General features: G+C 54.2%; 21 protein-coding genes. 15 read left to right on the top strand and 6 right to left on the bottom strand.

The genetic code is table 11. The features are described from left to right. Window positions 1–88 precede the first annotated feature (88 nt). The 11 genes from ABD920_RS15100 to ABD920_RS15050 all read left to right on the top strand — a co-directional run bounded on the left by ABD920_RS15100 (window position 89) and on the right by ABD920_RS15050 (window position 13,163). The gene (locus ABD920_RS15100) at window positions 89–583 is read left to right on the top strand and encodes a SixA phosphatase family protein (protein WP_345160206.1); all 495 of its coding nucleotides are present in this window, start codon (window positions 89–91) and stop codon (window positions 581–583) included. A 113-nt stretch (window positions 584–696) separates the two neighbouring features. Further along, window positions 697–1,446, top strand: coding sequence for a ParA family protein (locus ABD920_RS15095; RefSeq protein WP_345160204.1), 750 nt, complete (start codon window positions 697–699; stop codon window positions 1,444–1,446). A 372-nt stretch (window positions 1,447–1,818) separates the two neighbouring features. Continuing rightward, a complete protein-coding gene (locus ABD920_RS15090) occupies window positions 1,819–5,874 on the top strand; it encodes a HAMP domain-containing protein (RefSeq protein ID WP_425568635.1) in 4,056 nt (1,351 codons plus the stop codon). Then, a complete protein-coding gene (locus ABD920_RS15085) occupies window positions 5,874–6,473 on the top strand; it encodes a chemotaxis protein CheW (RefSeq protein ID WP_345160201.1) in 600 nt (199 codons plus the stop codon). The genes ABD920_RS15090 and ABD920_RS15085 overlap by 1 nt, the downstream gene beginning before the upstream one ends. 42 nt (window positions 6,474–6,515) lie before the next feature. Then, window positions 6,516–6,890 carry a response regulator gene (locus ABD920_RS15080; protein ID WP_345160200.1) on the top strand — a complete coding sequence of 125 codons (375 nt, stop codon included), beginning with the start codon at window positions 6,516–6,518 and terminating at the stop codon, window positions 6,888–6,890. A 39-nt stretch (window positions 6,891–6,929) separates the two neighbouring features. Further along, window positions 6,930–8,060 carry a chemotaxis protein CheB gene (locus ABD920_RS15075; protein WP_345160198.1) on the top strand — a complete coding sequence of 377 codons (1,131 nt, stop codon included), beginning with the start codon at window positions 6,930–6,932 and terminating at the stop codon, window positions 8,058–8,060. After that, window positions 8,057–9,697 carry a chemotaxis protein CheA gene (locus ABD920_RS15070; protein WP_345160197.1) on the top strand — a complete coding sequence of 547 codons (1,641 nt, stop codon included), beginning with the start codon at window positions 8,057–8,059 and terminating at the stop codon, window positions 9,695–9,697. Before ABD920_RS15075 ends, ABD920_RS15070 begins: the two co-directional genes overlap by 4 nt. Before the next feature lie 31 nt (window positions 9,698–9,728). Next, window positions 9,729–10,376 (top strand): chemotaxis protein CheC, encoded by a 648-nt coding sequence (locus ABD920_RS15065; protein WP_345160195.1) that lies wholly within the window; start codon window positions 9,729–9,731, stop codon window positions 10,374–10,376. Window positions 10,377–10,430: 54 nt separating this feature from the next. Further along, window positions 10,431–11,246, top strand: coding sequence for a putative phage abortive infection protein (locus ABD920_RS15060; RefSeq protein ID WP_345160193.1), 816 nt, complete (start codon window positions 10,431–10,433; stop codon window positions 11,244–11,246). Window positions 11,247–11,565: 319 nt separating this feature from the next. Next, window positions 11,566–12,636, top strand: coding sequence for an agmatinase family protein (locus ABD920_RS15055; RefSeq protein WP_345160192.1), 1,071 nt, complete (start codon window positions 11,566–11,568; stop codon window positions 12,634–12,636). A gap of 194 nt (window positions 12,637–12,830) precedes the next feature. Continuing rightward, on the top strand, window positions 12,831–13,163 hold the full coding sequence (locus ABD920_RS15050; protein ID WP_345160191.1) for a phage holin family protein: 333 nt from the start codon (window positions 12,831–12,833) through the stop codon (window positions 13,161–13,163). 88 nt (window positions 13,164–13,251) lie between these two features. Here the strand turns inward: ABD920_RS15050 and ABD920_RS15045 are convergent, their stop codons facing one another. Then, window positions 13,252–13,587: a four-helix bundle copper-binding protein gene (locus ABD920_RS15045; RefSeq protein ID WP_345160189.1), complete on the bottom strand. Its 336-nt coding sequence runs from the start codon at window positions 13,585–13,587 to the stop codon at window positions 13,252–13,254. A 172-nt stretch (window positions 13,588–13,759) separates the two neighbouring features. Between ABD920_RS15045 and recQ the strand changes: the two genes are divergently transcribed. Then, window positions 13,760–15,898, top strand: coding sequence for a DNA helicase RecQ (recQ, locus tag ABD920_RS15040; RefSeq protein ID WP_345160188.1), 2,139 nt, complete (start codon window positions 13,760–13,762; stop codon window positions 15,896–15,898). Between the two features lie 85 nt (window positions 15,899–15,983). Here the strand turns inward: recQ and ABD920_RS15035 are convergent, their stop codons facing one another. Further along, window positions 15,984–17,483, bottom strand: coding sequence for a S8 family serine peptidase (locus ABD920_RS15035; RefSeq protein WP_345160186.1), 1,500 nt, complete (start codon window positions 17,481–17,483; stop codon window positions 15,984–15,986). Between the two features lie 571 nt (window positions 17,484–18,054). Between ABD920_RS15035 and ABD920_RS15030 the strand changes: the two genes are divergently transcribed. From ABD920_RS15030 to ABD920_RS15020, 3 genes are all read left to right on the top strand, one after another. After that, window positions 18,055–18,843 (top strand): XRE family transcriptional regulator, encoded by a 789-nt coding sequence (locus ABD920_RS15030; protein WP_345160185.1) that lies wholly within the window; start codon window positions 18,055–18,057, stop codon window positions 18,841–18,843. A 188-nt stretch (window positions 18,844–19,031) separates the two neighbouring features. Then, window positions 19,032–19,751 carry a pirin family protein gene (locus ABD920_RS15025; protein WP_345160184.1) on the top strand — a complete coding sequence of 240 codons (720 nt, stop codon included), beginning with the start codon at window positions 19,032–19,034 and terminating at the stop codon, window positions 19,749–19,751. Window positions 19,752–19,853: 102 nt separating this feature from the next. Further along, entirely contained in the window at window positions 19,854–20,633 is a 780-nt protein-coding gene (locus ABD920_RS15020; RefSeq protein ID WP_345160183.1) for a TIGR02757 family protein, read from the top strand. Window positions 20,634–20,814: 181 nt separating this feature from the next. Here the strand turns inward: ABD920_RS15020 and ABD920_RS15015 are convergent, their stop codons facing one another. The 4 genes from ABD920_RS15015 to ABD920_RS15000 form a co-directional block, all read right to left on the bottom strand. Continuing rightward, a complete protein-coding gene (locus tag ABD920_RS15015) occupies window positions 20,815–21,147 on the bottom strand; it encodes an SDR family oxidoreductase (RefSeq protein WP_345160181.1) in 333 nt (110 codons plus the stop codon). 24 nt (window positions 21,148–21,171) lie between these two features. After that, on the bottom strand, window positions 21,172–21,315 hold the full coding sequence (locus ABD920_RS15010; protein ID WP_345160180.1) for an SDR family NAD(P)-dependent oxidoreductase: 144 nt from the start codon (window positions 21,313–21,315) through the stop codon (window positions 21,172–21,174). 178 nt (window positions 21,316–21,493) lie between these two features. After that, window positions 21,494–21,937, bottom strand: a complete 444-nt coding sequence (locus ABD920_RS15005; RefSeq protein WP_345160178.1) for an SDR family NAD(P)-dependent oxidoreductase — start codon at window positions 21,935–21,937, stop codon at window positions 21,494–21,496. A 132-nt stretch (window positions 21,938–22,069) separates the two neighbouring features. Then, window positions 22,070–22,510, bottom strand: coding sequence for a DinB family protein (locus ABD920_RS15000; protein ID WP_345160176.1), 441 nt, complete (start codon window positions 22,508–22,510; stop codon window positions 22,070–22,072). Between the last annotated feature and the right edge of the window lie 93 nt (window positions 22,511–22,603).

Below are 22,603 nucleotides of genomic sequence, written 5' to 3'. Positions count from 1 at the left end.
TCGTATAACATAGGTTTAACAAAGAGCAAAAAAGCCGAAGTTTCGTTATATTCCGGCATCTCAAACCTAAGGTGACTTTATATATTCTATGCAAAAAACTTTACTCATTTGCCGCCACGCGGAGGCATATGACCCTTATCCGCTCCAGCCAGACTTCGAGCGGGAGCTCACGCCGCACGGTCTGCACCAGGCTAACAAAACGGGAAAATGGCTTCGCGAGAATTTTGTGAAGATCGACCAGCTGCTGTCCAGCCCTGCCAAACGCGCCAGCCTGACAGCCCGCACCCTTGCCGGCCGCCTCTATTTCGCGGAAGAGAAGATCTCCTATATGCCAGACCTGTACAATGCCCGTGAGTCGCAGCTGTTGCAAATTCTGAGCCAACTACCAGACCAGGCGAAGCAGGTGCTGCTGGTGGGGCACAACCCGGGCATCACCAAACTTGCCCGCGACCTGGCCGGTCAGCACTTCAGCTACCTGGACCCGGCCAACGTGGTGGCAGTCAGCCTGCCTTTCGAAAAGTGGGAGGATATATGCCTCCACAGCGGCGTGCTGCTGAACCACAACCTGGCGCAGGCGCTATAAAAAGGCCCACGGCTTTTCAAACGTCCACATTATTTTCGGGTTATATATAAATTTGATAGCTTAGGGGCATGGCCTGCGCCGCGCCTGCGGCACGCGCCTTAAGAAAAGACTTCATGGCAAAAACAAAGGTGGTGGCCGTTATCAACCAGAAAGGCGGCACTGGCAAGACAACAACAACTATAAACCTGGGCAGCGCGCTGAGCAAATTAGGCAAAAAAGTGCTACTGCTCGACCTGGACCCGCAGAGCAACCTGTCCTACTCGCTCGCGGTGGCAAACCCCGGCGCCACGCTCGCGGACGTGTTCCTGGGAAACAAAAACATCAGGGACGTGATCGTGGCAAAGGACGATCTCTGGATCGTGCCTGGGTCAAACGAACTGGTGGATATTGAGATTTCGCTGGTGACGCAGCCGGAGCGGGAGAAATTCCTGAAGAACATACTGGCAGAGGCCAAGGGCTTCGATTACGTGCTGATCGACTGCCCGCCTTCGCTCTCGGTGCTTACCCTGAACGCGCTCACGGCAGCACAGGAGGTACTCATCCCGCTGCAGATGGAAGTACTGACACTGCAGGGGCTTGACCAGATCATGAACACCGTGGAGAAAGTAAAGAAAACCCTCAACCCGAAGCTGAAGATTAAAGGCATTGTGGTGGTGATGTATGACGTGCGCCGGAAACTGAGCCAGGAGGTGCTGGAATACCTGCGGGAGAACATAAAGGAGCGGATTTTCGAAAATCATATCCGCTTGAATGTGAAACTGGCCGAGGCGCCCTCCTTTGGCAGAAGCGTGCTTGATTATGACGCCTCCTCCAACGGGGCAAAAGACTACAAAGCGCTGGCGGCCGAATACGTTGAAGAATAAAGCGCTTCACAACAACGGTGCCTCATTTTATTCGTCATCTTTTTTAATTAAATTGCACTCACTTTAAACCTGCATTGTGCCTGAACATCGGTCAGCCCCCTTCCGGAACAAAAAAGGATTAATGATTCCATTCCAACCAAACAACATATGGCCTTAGGTAAAAACTTGAAGTTGAGCAAAGAGAAGCTCATCAGTGACGTGGAAGCCAGAGAAGAGAAAAGCCCTGCCTCAAAAGCGAAAGGAGACGCCGGCGTGTCTACTTTACCTGTGGAAGAAGCGCCTGCAGCACCAGCCGCAGCATCTGGCAGGGCGAAGGCAGCCGGCAAGCCGGCTACGGATACGGTGCCCAAGGAAGGCCTGAAGCCAAACGGCGTGAAAAGGGATAACGCAAAGCCAGCAAAGCTGGAGAAACTGGCAAATAACCCGGAATACATCAGCGAGCAGCTGAACAAGGTGCTCTATGCCCTCGATGCCTTCAAGAAAGGCGATATATCCGTGCGCCTGACCAAGCAGAACGATGACCTTTTCGCTGAGATTGCCGAAGCCTATAACTCCATGGTGGAGATGATCGGTGGGGTAGGCGGCGAGGTGTCGCGCATCTCGAAGGTGGCCGGAGTGGAAGGGAACCTGAAGGCCCGCGCCTCGGCCGAGAACGCCTCCGGTTTCTGGAAAGACATGATCAACAACATCAACGGCCTCGTGGACTCCATTGCGGTGCCGGTACTGGAAGTAGGGAAAGTATTGAAGAACATTTCGCGGGGTAACCTCGACGAAACGTTCCAGATCCCTGTTTCCGGCGACTTCAAGATAATGGCTGAAACCATCAACCGCACCATCGACAACCTGAACTTGTTCGCGGGGGAGGTAACGCGTGTGGCACTGGAGGTGGGTACCGAAGGTAAGCTGGGCGGCCAGGCCTCCGTTCCGAACGTGGCCGGGGTTTGGAAAGACCTGACGGACAACGTGAACACGATGGCCTCTAACCTGACCCTGCAGATCCGGGACATCTCAAACGTGGCCACAGCCGTGGCCAAGGGTAACCTGGCCCAGAAGGTGTCGGTGGATGTGCGCGGAGAGTTTGCCCAGCTGAAGGACAACGTGAACCAGATGGTGGACTCGCTGAACGTGTTTGCCGATGAGGTAACGCGCGTGGCCCGTGAAGTGGGAACAGAGGGAAGGCTGGGCGGACAGGCCAAGGTGCCAAATGTGGGCGGCGTTTGGAAAGACCTGACCGACAACGTGAACACCATGGCGTCCAACCTTACCTCACAGGTAAGGGATATCGCCAACGTGGCCACCGCCGTGGCCAAAGGCGACCTGACGCAAAAAGTAACGGTGAATGTACGCGGCGAGATAGCCGATCTCAAGGACATCATCAACCAAATGGTGGACTCGCTGAACGTGTTCGCCGGGGAGGTAACGCGCGTGGCAAGGGAAGTAGGAACAGAAGGTAAGCTCGGCGGCCAGGCCAACGTGCCGAAGGTAGAGGGAACCTGGAAAGACCTGACCGAAAACGTGAACCTGATGGCGGGCAACCTGACCGCGCAGGTGCGGGACATCGCCAACGTAGCCACCGCGGTGGCAAAAGGCGACCTGACCCAGAAAGTGTCGGTGGATGTGAAAGGGGAGCTCGGGGAGCTGAAAGATATATTGAATGAAATGGTGGACCGCCTCAATGTATTCGGTGCCGAGGTAACGCGCGTGGCGCGTGAGGTAGGAACCGAGGGTATACTGGGCGGCCAGGCCAACGTGCCGAACGTGGCGGGTATATGGAAGGACTTAACAGAGAATGTGAACTCCATGGCCTCCAACCTGACCTCACAGGTGCGGGATATCGCAAACGTGTCTACGGCCGTGGCAAAGGGTGACTTAAGCCAGAAGATTACCGTGAATGTGAAAGGGGAGTTGGCCGAACTGAAGGTAAACCTGAACCAGATGGTGGACTCGCTGAACGTGTTCGCCGGTGAAGTGACGCGTGTGGCCCGTGAGGTGGGTACAGAGGGTAAACTCGGCGGCCAGGCCAACGTGCCGAACGTGGCCGGGGTCTGGAAAGACCTGACTGAGAACGTAAACACCATGGCCTCCAACCTGACCTCTCAGGTAAGGGATATTGCCAACGTGGCCACCGCGGTGGCGAAAGGCGACCTGACCCAAAAGGTGTCGGTGGACGTGAAGGGCGAGCTCGGGGAACTGAAGGAGAACATCAACCAGATGGTGGACTCGCTGAATATATTTGGTGACGAGGTAACCCGTGTGGCCCGTGAGGTGGGTACGGAAGGCAAACTCGGCGGGCAGGCCAACGTGCCGAACGTGGGCGGAACCTGGAAAGACCTGACGGACAACGTAAACCTGATGGCGAATAACCTGACCTCGCAGGTGCGGGATATCGCCAAAGTAGCGACTGCGGTGGCGAAGGGCGACCTGACCCAGAAAGTGTCGGTAGAGGCCCGCGGTGAAATCCTGGACCTGAAGGAAAACCTGAACCAGATGGTGGACTCGCTGAACGTGTTCGCCGATGAGGTAACGCGTGTGGCCCGTGAAGTGGGAACAGAGGGTAAGCTCGGCGGCCAGGCCAACGTGCCGAAGGTGCGGGGCACCTGGAAAGAGCTCACTGATAATGTGAATACGATGGCCTCCAATCTGACTTCACAGGTGCGCGACATCGCCAAAGTATCCACTGCAGTGGCAAAAGGCGACCTGACCCAGAAAGTATCGGTGGATGTAAAAGGGGAGATGGCGGAGCTGAAGGAAAATATCAACCGCATGGTGGACTCCCTCAATATATTTGCCGGGGAGGTTACCCGTGTGGCCCTGGAAGTGGGTACAGAGGGTAAACTCGGGGGGCAGGCCAATGTGCCGAACGTGGCCGGGGTCTGGAAAGACCTGACAGATAATGTAAACACCATGGCCAGCAACCTGACAACGCAGGTGCGGGGCATTGTGAAAGTAGTAACCGCTGTATCGAAAGGCGACTTGACCCAGAAGCTGACACTGGAGGCCAAAGGCGAGGTGGCCGAACTGGCAGACACCATCAACACCATGGTGGTGGACCTGAACCGACTGGCGGGTGAGGTAAGCCGCGTGGCAAGAGTAGCCGGTGTGGAAGGCAAACTGACCGAGCGCGCCACGCTGCAGGGCGTGGGCGGAAGCTGGAAAGAACTTGTGGATACCGTTAATGACCTGCTGGAATCCATTGTGACGCCGATGCTGGATGTGTCCAGAGTGGTGCGGGCGATCTCCGAGGGTGATCTGACACAGAAGGTGGACGTGCAGACAGCAGGTGACGTGATGGATATGGCAAATGCGCTGAACCTGGCAGTCGATAACCTGAACACGCTCCTGGGGGAAATTAACGACTCATCGCTGGTGGTGGGCAGCTCTTCGGAGGAGATGGCTGGCAAAGGCCTGGAGATGAACAAGGTGACGCTGGATGTGGCGCTTGCCATGCAGCAAATGGCAGAAGGTGCCCAGAACCAGGCCCTCAAGACTGACCAGGCATTTAAGCTGATCGAAGAGATCATGAAGACCACGAAAGATACGGCCAACCGTGCGGAGGTAGTGAACAAGTCGGCTTTGCTGGGTGAGGAGAGTTCTCAAACCGGCCTTAAGACGGTGGCGGAAGTGGTGAAGAACATGGAGGAAATCTCCAGTTCGGCGGCCCTTACCGCCAAGACCATTGAAGTACTGAGCACCCGTTCACAGGAGATATCCAAATCCTTGGGTGTAATTACGGACATTGCGGCCCAGACAAACCTGCTTGCCCTGAACGCAGCCATCGAGGCGGCGCGCGCCGGCGATGCAGGCCGCGGTTTCGCGGTGGTGGCCGAGGAAATCAGGAAGCTGGCCGAAGGCTCCCGCAAGTCTGCCAGCGAGATTGCCACGCTGGTGGAGGATGTGAAGAAAGACACCGCCTCCGCCGCCACGGCCATCTCCACCATGGAAGGCCGGGTACTGAAAGGAAAGAATGCCACCTTCGAGGCATCCGGTGCCTTCAAGAATATTGCCGCCTCCAGTGGCGAGACCCTGCGCACGTCGCAGGACATCCTGACGGCAACTGAAATCCAGAAGTCCTCTATCGGCGATGTGGTGAAATACGTGGAGGAAGTGGTGGCCATTGCCGAGCAAACGGCCTCCGGTACCCAGCAGGTGGCCAGCACAGCCAAGCAACTATCCGCTTCCATGCAGGAGCTCACCTCTTCGTCTCAGAACCTGAACGACATCGCCGCTGATCTCCAGATCAGTATATCTGCCTTCAAATTGATCGACGGTAACCTGGTGTTCAGTAATGGCAAGAGCCGGCGCCTGACTTCTATCCCTGTGCAACAACAGCAGAAGATCAGAAAAGGCAGCATGGGCAACAACCGGTTGGCAACCAGCTCTAAAAAGCACAGCTCCGGCAACAATTCTGAAAGCAGCAGATCAAGGTAATGGCGAAGCAAACGAATACGGAGAACGGAAGAGCTTTGCCTAGCGAAGAAAGAAAAGGCTCTGAGCCGAAAGAAACTGATCTGGCCTCTTCCGACGAAAAGAGAAGAGGGGCAGACCAAAAGCCGGTAAGCGAAGAGATGATGCACCTTATCGTGTTTAAGCTCGGCGCCGAAAGCTATGCCATTAAGATTGAGCAGGTGAAAGAGGTAACCATCACCCCGGTGATTACCCGCATGCCGCGTACCCCGCACTTTGTGAAGGGGGTAGCGAACATCCGCGGGGATATCATCGCCATCATGGACCTGGAGGAGCGGTTCCACATCAGGCCGGAGCCCCTGGCAGAAGGCCTGAACCCGAACATCACCTATACCCTGGTGCTGGAAGCGAAAGATTATAGCATCGGTGTGGTGGTGAAGGAGGTGCCGCAGTCGCTGAACCTGCCGATCTCAAAAATTGACAGGGCACCCTCTTTCCTGCAGGACGCCAACATCAGCGAGAACTTTATCGAGGGCTTGGCCAAGATCAACGAGCGCCTGATCATCGTGCTCGACATGAACAAGATACTCACCCAGGAAGAGATAGAGGAAATATCTGCCTGAGGCGGGATCACATATAATTATCAAACGCTACTTTAAAGGAGTATGAACAGAATATTAATAGTAGACGATTCTTTCTACATGCGCACCATGTTGAAGAACATGCTGACGGACGCCGGTTACGAAGTAGTAGGAGAAGCACCAAACGGCCAGACCGCACTGGAGCTCGCCAAGGAAACAAAGCCGGACCTGATTACGCTGGATGTGATTCTGCCGGACAATACCGGCCTGGACGTGCTGAAAGGCATTAAGGCAGATCAGCCTGACATGAAAGTGATTATTGTGAGCGCTGTGGGGCAGGAGGTGATCGTAAACGAGGCCATCGAATACGGGGCAAAGGCCTATATCGTGAAGCCGTTCTCAGAAGAAAAGGTGCTGGAGGTAGTGAGCCAGGTGCTGGCAGAGGAGCCAAAGCAGTAACCTCTCTTTTAATTTTGCGGGTATAATTTTTCGGGGCGAATGAGTGTGCAGAAGCAGGAGCAGGAATTGCGGGTGCTGGTGGCAGACAAGGACAGTTACGCCAGACTAATTTTACAGGACATACTCAGCGCGGAGGCAGGCGTGCAGGTGGTTGGCTTGGCCGCCACCGGCGATGAACTGCTGCTGCTGCAGAAGCAGCGCAAAGCCGATGTGGTATTGCTGGACTTCGATCTGCCCCACAACAGGCAGTTGCTGACGCTGAAGCGCCTCTTTAGTGAGCAGCCTGCGCCGGTGCTTCTGCTGGTGATGCAGGAGCAGTTGTCGTTGGAAATGATGCAGCAGGCATTGGAACTTGGCGTGTATGGCATCGTTCTGAAGCCTGGCAAAGGCCACTATATAAACTACAGAAGTGTGGCCGCCGAAGTGCTCCGGAAGATATATGCGGTGCGGGAGTCCGAGCAGTGGGACGGTGAGCGCCGCCTGATGCTGTTACAGGAAGTAATGCAGGAACTCCCTGACAAGCCGAGGCCCAGAAAGCGCGGCAGCCATCTAGCAGCCGACACTATCATTGTGATAGGCGCCTCCACGGGAGGTACGCAGGCGGTCGAAAGCATCATCACCAGGCTTTCGCCGGACCTGAACGCCACGGTGCTGGTGGCGCTGCACCTGCCGCAGAGCTTTACACGCACCTATGCACAGCGGCTGCAGGAACTCACCAGCCTGAAGGTGCAGGAAGGGCGCGAGGGGCTGACGCTGAAGAGGTCATGCGTGATTGTGGCGCCGGGCGGGCGGAACATGGTGGTGCGCTCCGTGATGGGCGACAAGGCCAACCTAAGAGTGTCATTCTCGGATGAGGAGACCGCCACGTACGACCTGCCATCCGTCGACCTGCTGATGAAGACGGTGGGGGAAAGCGTAGTGCCGCATATGGTGGGGGTTATCCTGACGGGTATGGGCAAGGACGGCACCGTGGGTGCCTCCTATATACAGCGCAGAGGCGGCCTGATGGTAGCCCAGGATGAAGAATCTTCCACGATCTTCGGAATGGCAAAGTCGGCCATCGAAAGCGGATACATAGATAGGGTGCTGCCATTGGCAGAAATACCGCATTTCCTGAACAGGTTTGTGGCCGGGCAGCATCAGGTCAGTGCAACTGACAGCGTAGCATGAAATCGAGAGAACAGGAGTATAAAGAAATTTTCATAGCCGAGGCCCTGGAGTATTATGATGCTCTCAACAGGCACATCAGCACCCTGGAAAAGCAGCCGGACGACGACCAGACGCTGGCTGAGGTGTTCCGTTTGCTGCACAACCTGAAGGCCAATTCGAAAGCGATCGGCTACCTCCACATCTCGGATGTGTCACACAAGCTGGAAACGGCCTTCAGCCTGATCCGCAGCAAAGAACTCGCTTTCAGCGACGAGGTGGTGACGGTGCTGTTCGACGGCGTAGACCTGCTGGGAGAACTGATCACCAACATCGACAATAACGAGGAGACCGAACCGGACCCGGTGCTGCTGCGCAACCTCGACATTATTGTGGAGAACCTGTCGGAGAGCACCATCGAGCTGGCGAAGGTGCAGAAGTACAATACCACCAAAGCCCTGTCGCTGTCGGACCTGGTGTATATCCAGATCAAAAAGCTGGACCACATGATGAACCTGGTGGGCGAGCTGATGATCGACCGCGACCGCATCCTCTCCATCAGCAAGGGCACGGACAACGACGAGCTGAAGTCGGTTAGCTCGCACCTTTACCGCATTACCGAAGACCTGCAGTACAGCGTGATGGATGCCAGGCTCGTGAACATCGGGTCGCTTTTTAACAAATTCCCGCGGATAGTACGTGACATCGCGGCGGCAGAAAAAAAAGAGGTTGATTTGAAATTATCCGGCCAGGATATACAGATTGACCGTAATATCCTGCAGATCATGACGGATTCGCTGCTGCACCTGGTGCGCAACGCGGTAACGCACGGACTGGAGCTGCCTGGCGAGCGGGAGAAAAAAGGGAAGCCGCGCACGGGCCAGCTGCGGCTGAGCGCCCAGAGCGACCGGGAGAACGTGCTCATCGAGCTCTCGGACGACGGGAACGGCATGGACATCAAGCAGATCAAGCGCACCGCCGTGGAGCGCCAACTGGTGACGGCCGAAGCGGCCAAGGGGCTTGCTGACGAGGAAGCGCTTACCTTCCTTTTTGAGCCGGGCTTCTCTACGGCGAAGGAGGTCACCGAGTACTCGGGTCGTGGGGTGGGGCTGGATGTTGTGAAAAACGCCGTGGACTCCATCGGGGGGCGCCTGACGGTGCATTCTGAGAAAGGGCGGGGAACCACTTTCACCATGCTGCTGCCCACATCGATTGCCGTGAAAGGCGCGCTGCTGTTTGAGGTGGATGAAATCTTCTATGCCATTCCGCTCATTCATACCGAGCAGGTGGTGGCCCTGGACAAGGACGAGATACATGAGGTGGGCGACGTAATGGTGGCCAGCCTGAAAGGGGAGACCGTGACGGTGGTGTACCTGCACGAGCTTCTGAACGCCGATGAAACAGACATGCGCCTTGGAGATAAATCACGGCTGAAGGGGCAGGTGCAGAACATTGTTGTCGTATCTTACAACAACAGGAAGCTGGGCCTGATCGTGGACAAGCTGTACAGGCAGCAGGATATTGTGGTAAAACCCCTGAGCAAGCCGCTCGACCGGATAGACCTGTACGGGGGCGTGACGCTTCTGGGGACGGGTAAAGTATGCCTGGTGCTGGATGTGCCTGCCACCACACGCTATTTTATATATAAAAGGCAGGGATAAGATGGATGCGAACTTTACAAACGCGACTACTATGACGACTGAACCTCATATAACGGAGTTAGAGCGGGATATAATCAAGGAGATACTGAATATCGGGCTGGCAAGGGCAGCAGATTCTTTTGCCGCCATCGCACGGGACAAGGTGCTGCTGAAGGTGCCCGATATCACACTGATAGAGGTAAAGGACCTTCTGAACCTGGTCGCCACGTATGAGAACACCCACATCATCATTCAGTCTGATATAAAGGGCGACTTTAACGGCGCCACGCTCATGCTTTTCTCTGATGAGCATATTGTGCGCCTCTCCGAGATATGCCTGAGCATGGTGGACGTACAGAAAGGGGAGTTGTCTGTGATGCAGGAGTCGCTGCTGCTGGAGATTAGCAACATCATCACCGGGGCACTGGTCACGCAGCTGGCAAACATCCTCAAGTCGAACATATATGGCTCGCCGCCCAAGGCCCCCAAAAGCCATATCGCCGACTCCCTCAAAGGCATCCTGGTGCAGCACCCGCTCTTCCAGCCGCTTGTTTTCACCGTCATCACCCAGTTTTCGCACAACTCTAAAAGCGTGGAACTGCCGCTCCTGCTGTTTTTCGACACCAATACGCTGCTGAAAATACTGGAAATCATCCGTTCCTTCGAACTGGGGAAGAACAACCTGACAGAAACCGATTAAGAACCATATATAGCTGGCGTGTAGCTGACACACCGTGCTGTATTGCCCTGCTGCATGCCAAAGAACAAGTTAAAACTAAGCCGCTACGAAATTATAGGATATGTTCTCATTGTTGCCGGGGCTGTGGTGCTGGTGTGGGGAACAGTAAAATTCAACCTCTGGCACGAGCTGTACCTCGACCCGGCTGACCGGGAGGGAGGCGTTTTCGGCGAGTACGGCGAGTTTATCGGCGGCATTGTGGGGTCGCTGTGGGCGCTGGCGGGCGTGTTCCTTTTTTTTGCCACGCTCACTTACCAGAAAAGGGAGTTTGAGCTGCAGCGCTATGAGCTGCATAAAACGCAGAAGATCTACCAGCAGCAGAATTTCTCCACGCTCTACATCAGCTTCATCAGCAAGCACAACGACATCATCGACTCCCTCACGGCCTACGACATCAACAAGAGCGCCTGGAAAGGAACCAACTTCTTCGTCTTTTTCCAGGAGAAAGTGCTCACTTCCTTTGTGCAGAAAGTGCGGGGCCTGGAGCCGGATGAGAAGACGGAGGCAAACCTGCTCCGGATATTCAAGGATTACTTCACCTACCACTTCTCATTTTACCAGAACAGCCTCGACCCGTACCTCAAGAACCTGAGCGTGCTGTTCAAACTCATCCAGCGCTACCGCACCGAGACCGAGGACGAAGGCGAGTACTACAGTTTTATCACCAAAGCCAGCTTTACGCAGTCAGAATTGTTCCTGATCTACCACGTGGCGCAGTTCAGCCTGCTGAAGGAGTTCAGCACGTTTGATGATGCCTTCGACGTGTTTGAGGACCTGGTGGACGAATATAAAGCCGCCGCCATTATCCGGAAGGAACTGCCAGGGGCATAGCGGGGCCGGACCACAAAGCTGGTGTGCGGCAGTTAATGGCCCTAACACCTAACACAACGTGCTGCAAAACAGTATACTTCTCTAACGCTGATGAAATTTAATACGGGGTGTAGACTCACAGTTTTACTTTTAAAACATTAGATGCGCTTCTACACCCTGAAGAACCTTCCGTGGTACGGCAGGGTATGCAGGGAAGATATAAGAAGATATAAAATAAGGAAATCCATTTATCATAGCCTCCGTGCCTCCTTAAGATGCAAAGGGTAGGCCGGAGCGAATCATATATTGCCTATCACAGAACATGCAGCAGAACCAACAAATGACTAGCAAAGAGCAAAAAATTGCCAGCTTCGACCCGAACGGTGTCGGGGACATTGGCGGCGGCCTCTTCGGTTTGCCCTTCACCATAGAAGAGTCGGAGGTGGTGATCATCCCGACGCCCTGGGAGGTGACGGTTTCGTACAGTGCCGGCACGGCGCTGGGACCGCAAGCCGTGAAAGACGCCTCGCCTCAACTGGACCTATATGAGCCCACGATCAGGGATGCCTGGAAACTGGGCATCGCGATGGAGGAAATCTCCGAGGAATGGGCGGCCACCAGCGAAGTTCTCCGCGGGAAAGCGGAAGCCTATATCAACTGGCTGGAGGCTGGAAGCCCTGAGGTAGGGAAAGCAGAGTTTGAAAACCTGCCAGCCGAAGTGACTGCAAAAGGGGAGGAGTTCCTGCAATGGCTTAAGCAAAAGGCGTTGCGCTACCTGGAGCAGGGCAAGCTGGTGGCAGTACTGGGCGGCGACCACAGCACCCCGCTGGGCCTGATGCACGCGCTGGCAGAAAAGCACGAAGAATACGGGATTTTACAGGTGGATGCCCATGCCGATTTGCGCGAGGCATATGAGGGCTTCGAATACTCGCACGCCTCGATCATGTACAATGCCCTGAAGCTGCCACAGGTAAAGAAGCTGGTGCAGGTGGGCATCCGGGACATATGCCAGGCCGAGGCGGAACTGGCGCAGCAATCCAATGGGCGCGTGGCCATTTTCTACGACGCGGTGCTGAAGGAGAACCTATATGGCGGAGACAGCTGGAAAAAGGAATGCAAAAAGATAATTGCCCAGCTGCCCCAGCAGGTATATATAAGCTTTGATATAGACGGGCTGGACCCGAAACTTTGCCCGGGCACAGGCACGCCGGTACCCGGCGGGCTGGAGTTTGAGCAGGCCATGTTTCTGGTAAGGCAGCTGGTAAAATCCGGGCGCGAAATCATCGGGTTTGACCTTTGCGAAGTAGCGCCCGGCGACAGCGAGTGGAACGGAAACGTGGGCGCCCGCGTGCTCCTGAAGCTGTGCAACCTCATGGCCGCTTCGCAGCAAAAGCTCGAGGCTCAGTTCTGAGGGGCAACGTGCAGTTCCCATACAGAGAACCCCCGCTGCTTCTGAACACCGGGGCGCCTGGGGTACTATTATCACCTTAATTAACAGCGCTTTAGCATCCTGTAGATATTGTTTATCTTTATTCTGTTATTTGCGTATGTATAGCCACGTGTAAATAACACGGAACAGCTATATAAATAAGAAACTATAGATTTATGGCATTCATCCTAAAACTCCTCCTGACAGGTGCAGCCGCCATGTTGTCGGCTTACATTTTACCTGGTGTTCACATTGACGGATTTATAACGGCTATTATCCTGGCCCTGGTGCTGGCCTTGCTGAATGCCATCGTAAAACCTATCCTGGTGATATTGACCATTCCGGTTACCATCATCACACTGGGGCTTTTCCTGCTCGTCATCAATGCCCTGATTATCCTGCTGGCTGACTCCCTGATAGCGGGTTTCGACACAAGCGGCTTTTTCACCGCCCTGCTTTTCAGCCTGGTGCTCTCTATTATTACCGCTGTGCTGGACATGATCTTTTAACAAACTTATCTTTTATATATAAAGAGGCGGGGCCGGCAGTAATCTGCCGGCCCCGCCTCTTTATATAAACCGGGATGTAAAACCCGGACTATTTCTTTTGCATCCACTCCTCGCAGGCAGCGGCGCATTCCTCACAGGCATCCGCGCACTTCTGGCAGTGCTCGGCCTCATGCTTGCGGCACTCTTCTCCGCACAGGCGGCAAATCTCGATGCACTCCTTCATCACGTGCTTGGCGTGGGCTGAATTACGCGCCACAAAACGCGAGGTCAGCGCGCAGATATCGGCGCAGTCGCGGTCCAGCATGATGCAGCGCACCATCATCTTCACATCGTCCTCCTGCAGGCACATGGTTGCGCAGGTTTCGCAGGCAGTGATACACTTGATCAGTACGTGCTCCAAATTGTTTGTTATCTCTGATTTCATAGCTTGGATTTAAATGGTTTTATGATGCTTTAGAATACGGGAGCCGGGGCGCATTGTTATCGCGGAATAGCCTATGCCCGGCGGCTGACCCTGCAGATGCAGAAAATAATAATTATCTTTACCGGTAGGAGGCGGGGCAACATGCGTATGCCCTGCAGTAGCGGAAAACGAAATGGCGACGATACGAGAGGCCCGGGAAGCCCTGAAACTATACTTCGGATACGAGCAGTTCCGCCCGATGCAGGAGCAGATCATCAGCGGTCTTCTGCAGCAGCAGGACGTGGTGGTGCTGATGCCGACGGGCGGCGGAAAGTCCGTGTGCTACCAGGTGCCCGCCGTAGTGATGCCGGGTATATGCGTGGTGGTGTCGCCGCTGATTGCCCTGATGAAGGACCAGGTGGAGGCGCTGCTCGCCAACGGCATACCGGCGGCCTATATCAACAGCTCCCAGGGCGCGGAGCAGCAGTACCAGATCGAGAACCAGTGCCTGGAGGGGAAGCTGAAGCTGCTGTATGTGTCGCCGGAGAAGCTGCTCTCCTCCGGTTTCCTGTCGTTCCTGAGCCGGGTGAAAGTATCTCTTTTTGCAGTGGATGAAGCACATTGCATCTCCTCCTGGGGCCACGATTTCAGGCCGGAGTACACACAGCTCAAAGCCCTGAAGCACCACTTCCCGCAGGTGCCCGTGGTGGCCCTGACTGCCACCGCCGACAAGCTCACCCAAAAAGACATTCAGGAGCAGCTGCATCTGCAAAACCCCAAGGTATATATCGCTTCTTTCGACAGGCCAAACATTAACCTGACGGTGAAGCCGGGTCGGGATCGGTTCAACAAAATCACAGAATTTATCAGCAACAGGCCCAAGCAGCCGGGCATTATCTACTGCCTCAGCCGGAAAGCCACCGAATCGATGGCAGGCAAGCTGAAGCAGAACGGCTTTAACGCCACCTTTTACCATGCGGGCTTGTCGGCGCCCCTGCGGTCTAAGGCGCAGGAGGCTTTCCTGAAAGACGATGTGCAGATCGTGTGCGCCACCGTCGCCTTCGGCATGGGCATCGACAAGTCGAATGTGCGCTGGGTGATCCACTACAACCTCCCGAAGAACATAGAGGGCTATTACCAGGAGATCGGCCGGGCCGGCCGTGACGGTGCCAAAGCGGACGCGCTGCTGTTTTACTCTTTCGCGGATGTGATGAACATGCGGAGTATGCTGCAGGAGAACGAAAGCGATAAAAAGCAGACGGAGCTCCAACTGGTGAAGTTGGAGCGCATGCAGCAGTTTGCCGAAGCCGCCGCCTGCCGCCGCCGCATCCTGCTGCAGTACTTCGGGGAGACGATGCAGAAAGACTGCGGCAACTGCGATATCTGCCGCAACCCGCCCACCACCTTCGACGGTACGCTGCTGGTGCAGAAAGCGCTCTCGGCCATTGCCCGCACGCAGGAGCAGGCAAATATGACACTGCTGGTGGATGTGCTGCGGGGCGCGCGCAACAGCCAGGTGCTGCAATCGGGCTTCGATAAAATTAAGACCTACGGCGCCGGCCGCGACGTGAGCACCTTGGACTGGAACCGCTACCTGCACCAGATGCTGAACAGCGGGCTGGTGGAAATGGCGTACGATCAGGGATATACCCTGAAACTGACGGAGCAAAGCCGCAAGGTGCTCTTCGACGGAAAGCAGGTACCCCTGGTGAAATTTGAGGAGGTAAAACAGCCGGAGGAAGCCGCTGTGAGGGCGCGGCCAAAGCGGGAGCTGATTAAGGATGCCTTGTTTGAGCGGTTGCGTGCCCTGCGGAAGCGGCTGGCGGATGAGTCCGGTGTGCCGCCCTATGTTGTTTTCACGGATAGCACCCTGCAGGAAATGGCAGCTGAAAGGCCTACAAACCGGATATCGATGCTGGCTATATCCGGTGTGGGGGCACAGAAATTCGAGCGGTTCGGCGACACGTTCATGACGGAGATCATCGACTTCATCAACGAGGAGCAGGCCAAAGGCAGCAAGCTGAAGGGTGCCACTCACCTGGCAACCTACGAGATGCTGCAACAGGGCTATGGCATAGAGCAGATAGCAAAGCAGCGCAACCTCAACCCCGTCACCATCTATTCGCACCTGGCGACACTGTATGAGCAGGGATATGAGGTCGATCTGTCTAAATTTGTGACAAAGGCCGAATACAAGGCCATCGCCATAGCCATCGCGAAACTGGGCACCGAGGCAAAGCTGAAGGACCTGTTCGAGGAGCTGAAGGAGCGGTATGAATACCACAAGATCCGGCTTGCCGTCTCGATTTACAAAAAAGACAATACGTGGTAAGGAAGAAAAACTTTACCTGAGCTCTATATAAACAGGAAAGGCTGCCCATCAGAGCAGCCTTTCCTGTTTATATAGAGCCGGTTTATTACTTGACCGAGGCGATAGGGTCCGGGGTCGTGTCTTTGTCGCCGGTAATGGTGCCCTGCGAGTAAACGGTTCCCCTCAGTGCCAGGATGCCTGCTACGTGCGGGGCTGCCATGGAGGTGCCGTAGGCACCGCCGCCAATGCTTCCGCCTTTGGTGGTGACGGTAACGTTCACACCGGGCGCCGCAAAGTCAACGGATGCGCCAAAGTTTGAACGATCCCAAAGCCTGTTGTACACATCCGAAGCGGATATGGTATATACGCCGGGGGCATCCACACGGGCGGGAGAAGACTGGTAGCAGTCAACACTGCTGTTGCCGGCCGCAATGGCGAACAGGATACCTTTCTCTGCCGCTGTTCTCACGGCATTGTCCAGGGTGGTAGACATGCCACTTCCAAGGCTCATGTTCACCACGTCACCTGCTTTGGCGTTGTTGCCTACGTGCAGTACGGCATTGATCGCTCTGGAGAGCGTGCCGGCTCCTGCATCGTCAAATACGCGCAGGGCTATGATGGTGGCGTTGGCAGCCACCCCGATCATACCGGAACCGTTGTTTTTGGCGGCGATGATGCCGGCAACAGAAGTGCCGTGCCCATAACCGTCTTCAAAGGAAGGGTTGCCATATATAAGTGAAAGGCTTCTGGTCAGGTCCACGTTCAGGTCGGGGTGGTCCGTGTCTATGCCGGAGTCAATCACCCACACCGTTTTTCCGGTACCGTCGCCGTAACCAACCCGCTCAATGTTCCAGGGCAGGTTCTCTCCAGCCATCGGGGTGATGGTGGTATAACCTGGCGCAGGCGCCGGTGCAGGCTCAGCTGGGGCGGGCTCTGTTGGTGCTGGTTCAGAAGGAGCCGGTTCTTCCGGGGCTGGTTCAGTTGGTGCTGGTTCTGTTGGTGCTGGTTCAGTTGGTGCCGGTTCTGTTGGTGCTGGTTCAGTTGGTGCTGGTTCAGTTGGTGCTGGTTCAGAAGGAGCCGGTTCGGTAGGGGCTGGTTCAGTTGGTGCCGGCTCTGAAGGTGTGGGTTTGTTTTTGCCGTTGCCGCCACCTTTCGTAGTGGTGTCGCTATCTGCATTGCCTCCGCCTTTGGTCGTGCTTGTCTTTGATACTGTGCCCAGGGATATATAGCGGTCCTGCTCGACATACGCTACCTCCGGATTCGTGCGCAACGCCGCTAGCTGGTTATCCGTAAGTCTGGCGGCGAAGCCGTTTACAACACCTTCATATACCTGGCTCACCACGTCACTTTCTACGCCAGCTGCTTCGTACACTTTCTGCCGAGTTTTGGCTGCTGCTGTGCGGCTGGCGAAAAGGCCCTGGCCTGAACTGCTGGCAGGCGAGCCGGTGCTTCCGTTCTTGAACACCACGATGTAATGCCCTTCAATGAATTGGCCGTAGGGGCTGTTTTCAGCGGCGGCAGGAGAACTAAACTGGCTTTCCATCAGCTCTTCTTTCTGACAGCCGGATGACATAGCGATCACAGAAGCCAGTGCAACGCAGGACATTGATTTTCTGAAAGTGTTTGTAAACAACATAGCTAATAATATAAAGGTGTAAAGGTGTAATGGTTAGCAAATCCGAAGACAACCGGCTGAAAATGGTTTTTAACCCCTCCAAGCTGTTGTGCCTGCTCCCGCTTTAGATAGGATGCACCCAAAAAACTACCGTTATATGTCGAAACACTTTTATATTCACCAAAAGGCATAGTCTTTCCCCGATAAAAGGACAATACCTTTACCTATAGGACTATTTGAAGGGAGGATATAAAATAGAGGACTGGTAGAGTTATTGCATATATCTAATGGCTGTTACATATCGTTTTGTAAATGTATGGCATTGTAAAGCTTTAAACCAAATATATAGCTGGTGTAGTTACAATATAATGTTGTAATTTTTGAAGAACTTTTGAATGGCTTAGCAGAGTTAAATATTAGTAGGGTTATAATTCAATATAAATTTTAGTAGGATTAGCAAAAACTGCTAAAATAATTAGTATGCGTGTTAATATTTTAGTATTTTTACAGGTGAGTGGTGAAGTAGCCACGGCAATATTCCTAAACCATAGCTTTAGCTGTTATGCAATTGGTGACATTAAACATAAGGCATCTGCGCAAAGGCGCCGGGTATACACAGGCCCAGCTGGCGGAGAAACTAGATATAAAGCGTTCGCTGGTGGGCGCTTACGAGGAGGGGAGAGCAGAACCAAAGCTCAGCACCCTGATCAATGTGGCAAGGCTTTTCGATGTTTCGCTTGATGAGCTGATAACTGCCGACCTCACAAAGGACGGGGTGAAAACCGCAAGTGCAGGGGGCGCTGCCAAAACATCAGGCGGAAACCTGCGCGTGCTGGCGATCACGGTTAACGACGAGGAGAAAGAGAACATCGAGTTGGTGCCTTACAAGGCCAGCGCGGGTTACCTGAACGGCTACGCCGACGCCGAGTTCATGGAGGAGCTGCCGCGGTTCCGGTTGCCGATGCTCGGGACCGGCGGCACGTACAGGGCCTTCGAGATCAGCGGCGACTCTATGCTGCCCATTGCCTCAGGCACCGTAATCGTAGGGCGCTACGTCGATGACTGGAACCAGATCAAAGACGGCACTCCCTGCATCATCGTGAGCCAGAAAGAAGGAATCGTGTTCAAGCGCGTCTTCAACAAGATAAAAGACACCGCCGTGCTGCACCTGCACTCCGATAACCCCGTGTACTCACCGTATGAGGTGCACGTGGAGGACGTAGTGGAGATATGGGAGGCGAAATCCTATATCAGTTCCACTTTCCCTATCGCGGACCTGTCGCTCAACAAGCTTTCCTCCATTGTGCTGGATTTGCAGAAAGAAGTGCAAAAGCTCAAGAAGGTAGAGTAAACGATTAAACAGCACGCATAGCGAAGCCTGCTGCTGCCTTTACGGGCAGCAGCAGGCTTTTTTTGTAGGTTCCAGGCGGCTGTATTCTCTTTTGCTAACAAGAAAGAACAATATGCGTAAAGCCATAGCAGGGTTACAGGCTACTATAGCTCCCGTATTTATACAATGTTCCATCACACACACGCACTATGATAAAATTAATGACCGCGGCCGAGCGCCATCATGCAGAAGTAGGGGATTGGTTACAGTCGCACTATCTTTTCTCGTTTGCCGATTATTATGATCCTAACAATGTGCAGTTCGGCCCTTTGCGCGTGTTCAACCATGATGTGATCAAGCCGCACGCCGGCTTCCCGTCGCACCCGCACGCTGAGATGGAAATCATACAGATTGTGATGGGCGGCGAACTGACGCACAAGGACAACCTCGGTAACGAAGTAACGCTGAATGCCGGGAGCGTGCAGCGTATCACGGCAGGCACGGGCATCACAATTTCTCAGACAAACGAGGCAGACACCCCCCTGGAGATTTTCCAGTTGTGGTTCCTGCCGAACAAACGCGGGCTGGCACCGTCCTATGAGCACATGAACCTGGATTTCCTGGACGAGAAAAACAAGCTGGTGCCGCTGGTAACGGGGCAGAAGGTGCTGGAGAACGTAGCTTACCTTAACTCAAACTCTACCATTTATTACGGAAGGCTTTCACAGGGCGAGGAGATAGATTTCAAAACCTTTAAGCTCCGGAAGACCCTTGTTTATGTGGTAGAGGGAAGCCTGCTGATCAACAACATGGAAGTAGACACACACGACCAGGTGCGGCTGGAGGAGCAGACGGCGGTGACCCTGCACGGTACAGGCGATTCGCGTTTCCTGCTGATAGACGTGCCAGCCGCCGAAGTGAACTATTAAGGATGTTGGGCCAGCAGCCTGCGTTTGGGTAGCGCAGAATGAGCTACCTTTGTTCATTCAAAAACCATTTACAGCAGCCTGTGCAAACAAGCTGCTTTTTTTATGATTCATAAGAACCTTCCAGCTATCAAAGCGCTCCTCGACGACCGGGTGGAGCAATATAACCAGCCGGGATTTATACCGAACGACCCAGTCTCCGTTCCGCACCGCTTCTCCAAGAAGCAGGACATCGAGATCAGCGGCTTCTTCGCGGCCATTCTGGCGTGGGGGCAGCGCAAAACTATCATAAACAACTGCCTGAAGCTGATGGACCTGATGGACAACGCCCCGCACGACTTCGTGCTGCACCACCAGGACCACGACCTGCCCCGCTTTTTGGGCTTTAAGCACCGCACCTTCAACGACACGGACCTGCTGTATCTGCTTCACTTTTTTCAGCAGTACTACCGCCGCCACCACAGCCTGGAAACAGCCTTTACCGGGGAAGGGGAGATATATAAAACCCAGAAAGAGCGGCTGGTGCACTTCCACAACCTTGTGTTCAGCCTGGAGGATGCGCCGCAGCGCACCAGAAAGCACATTGCTACCCCGGCACGGAAATCGGCTTGCAAGCGGCTGAACATGTACCTGCGCTGGATGGTGCGCAAAGACGAAAAGGGCGTGGACTTCGGCATCTGGGACACCATGCAGATGGCCGAGCTGATTTGCCCCTGCGATGTGCACGTGGAGCGGGTGGCCCGCCGGCTCGGCCTGATCACCCGCAAAGGCATGGACTGGGAAACAGCCGAGGAGTTAACAGCCTATTTAAGGGCCTTTGACCCGACGGACCCGGTGAAATATGATTATGCTTTGTTTGGGCTGGGGATAGAGGAGAAGTTTTAGTTATAGCCTGAGCCATATATAGGCTTGCAAATTTCAGCGTCAAATCTGCATAGCGAATAAGCGCAAGAGATAATGAATATAGTTGCCAGAGTTATATATAAAGAGTACCTGCAGAGATATAACTTACCGGTACTCTTTATAGATAGGAACAACCTGAATCAGATAGTCGGTTTGCCGCCGGTTACCTGCACGGTGGCGCCTGACATATAACTGGAATCCTGCGAGGCAAGCAACACATAGCCGCGAGTTCTACCGGTTGCCCCGGCCTGCCCAGCGGCACGTCTTTCCCGAAATTCTTCACCTGCTCCGCTGGCATCGTAGCCGGGATGAGCGGCGTCCAGATAGGGCCGGGGGCTACGCAGTTTGCCCGTATGCCTTTCTCGGCTAGCAGTTGTGCCAGGTTGGCTGTGAAGTTCTGGATGGCACCTTTGGTAGCGGCATAAGCCAGCAGCGACGGCCCCGGCTGGTACGCATTCACGGAAGTGGTGTTCACGATGGTGCTGCCGGGTTTCATATGCGGCTCGGCGGCCTTGCAGAGTTAAAACATGGCATATATGTTCGTACGGAAGGTATGGTCCCACTCCTCGCTCGGAATTTCCTGCAACGACTCGCGCGCCATCTGGAAAGCCACATTGTTCACCAGCACATCAATCTGGCCAAACTCCTGCACAGCGCGCTCCACAATCTTCTTCCGGTAGTGATAAAGAAGTAATGCTATGCCCTCGCTCGCCTCTGGCGAGTGTGAGTTATCAGGAGGCGTCCCGCCTCGTTTAACTCTATGTTATGGTTGCTCAGCGGCCAGAGGCCGACCTATAGCTCACACTCGCCAGAGGCGAGCGAGGGCAGCCGTAGCTGTATTTTTAAACCAGCATTACTTCTTTATCACTACCCTTCTTGCAGTGCGCTTCCTCACTGTTATCGCCTGCCACCAGCACGGCTTTCTGCCCGGCCTCTTCTATATAGCGGGCGGTTTCTTTGGCGTCCTCTTCTTCGCTGAGGTACGAGATCAGCACGTCAGCGCCTTCTCGGGCAAAAGCATTGGCCACGGCCCGCCCGATGCCAGAGTCGCCGCCGGTGATAATGGCCTTGCGGCCCTGGAGTTTGCCGGAGCCGCGGTAGGTTTCCTCCCCGTGGTCTGCTTTTGGCGTCATCTCGCTCTCTGTGCCCGGCACTTCCTGCTTCTGCTGCTTCGGGAAAGGCGGCTTGTCAAATTGCTCCCGTGGGTCTTGCTGCTTGTTTGATTTGTTTTCTTCTGTTTTTTCATCTGTAGGATAGAATATACTGGAGGGCGCTATCCGATACAAACGCAGGAAGGGGGATGTGGTTAGGGTAAAAGATTCAAGGTAACGGTTGAGCTAAAAAGTGATTTCACTGCTTTTAGCTATTGTTGTACATTCGTTCTTTTGGATCAGTATGGCCAATAAATTTCGAGTTGCTTATCTTCCTTTCTTTAGTGTCAATATTATTTGGCCAGCATGATGCGAATTGTGAAAAAGGATGTGTGAAAAAAGCTTTGCTCGTGAAACTGTGCCAAAAAAGGGCGTATCAATGGAATTAAGCCATGCTGAATCAGGCGTGTCTTCTACAAGTTTTCGGAGCATTTCATAACCTTGTTCAATTAAACGCTTACTTTCTTCTACGTCTTCGCCTTGTCCTGTATCTGATTGGCCCATAGTCGTATTTTGCACCGATGATGGTACTCCGAAAAATAAACCGAACATATTTATAGTCTCGCCAAGGTGACGAAGAATAAAACCAGCCGATGCTGTTTTACCATTCAATTGAAGCGTCGCATTATCAAGAGTTATGTCGTCAAAGGCAGCGGAACAGGTAATTCTGTTTTGAGATAAAATATCCAGAAGAACTTCTTTTTGCATCTTTTTTAAAATGATATTTTTCTTCTTTAATTGATTCTCAACGGTTAGTACAGGCCTTGAACGAGGCATAGCCGAGTATAAAGCCTGTGTAGT

This window comes from Pontibacter saemangeumensis (assembly GCF_039541895.1).
Classification (GTDB): domain Bacteria; phylum Bacteroidota; class Bacteroidia; order Cytophagales; family Hymenobacteraceae; genus Pontibacter; species Pontibacter saemangeumensis.
This window is presented reverse-complemented; position numbering and strand designations above follow the sequence as displayed.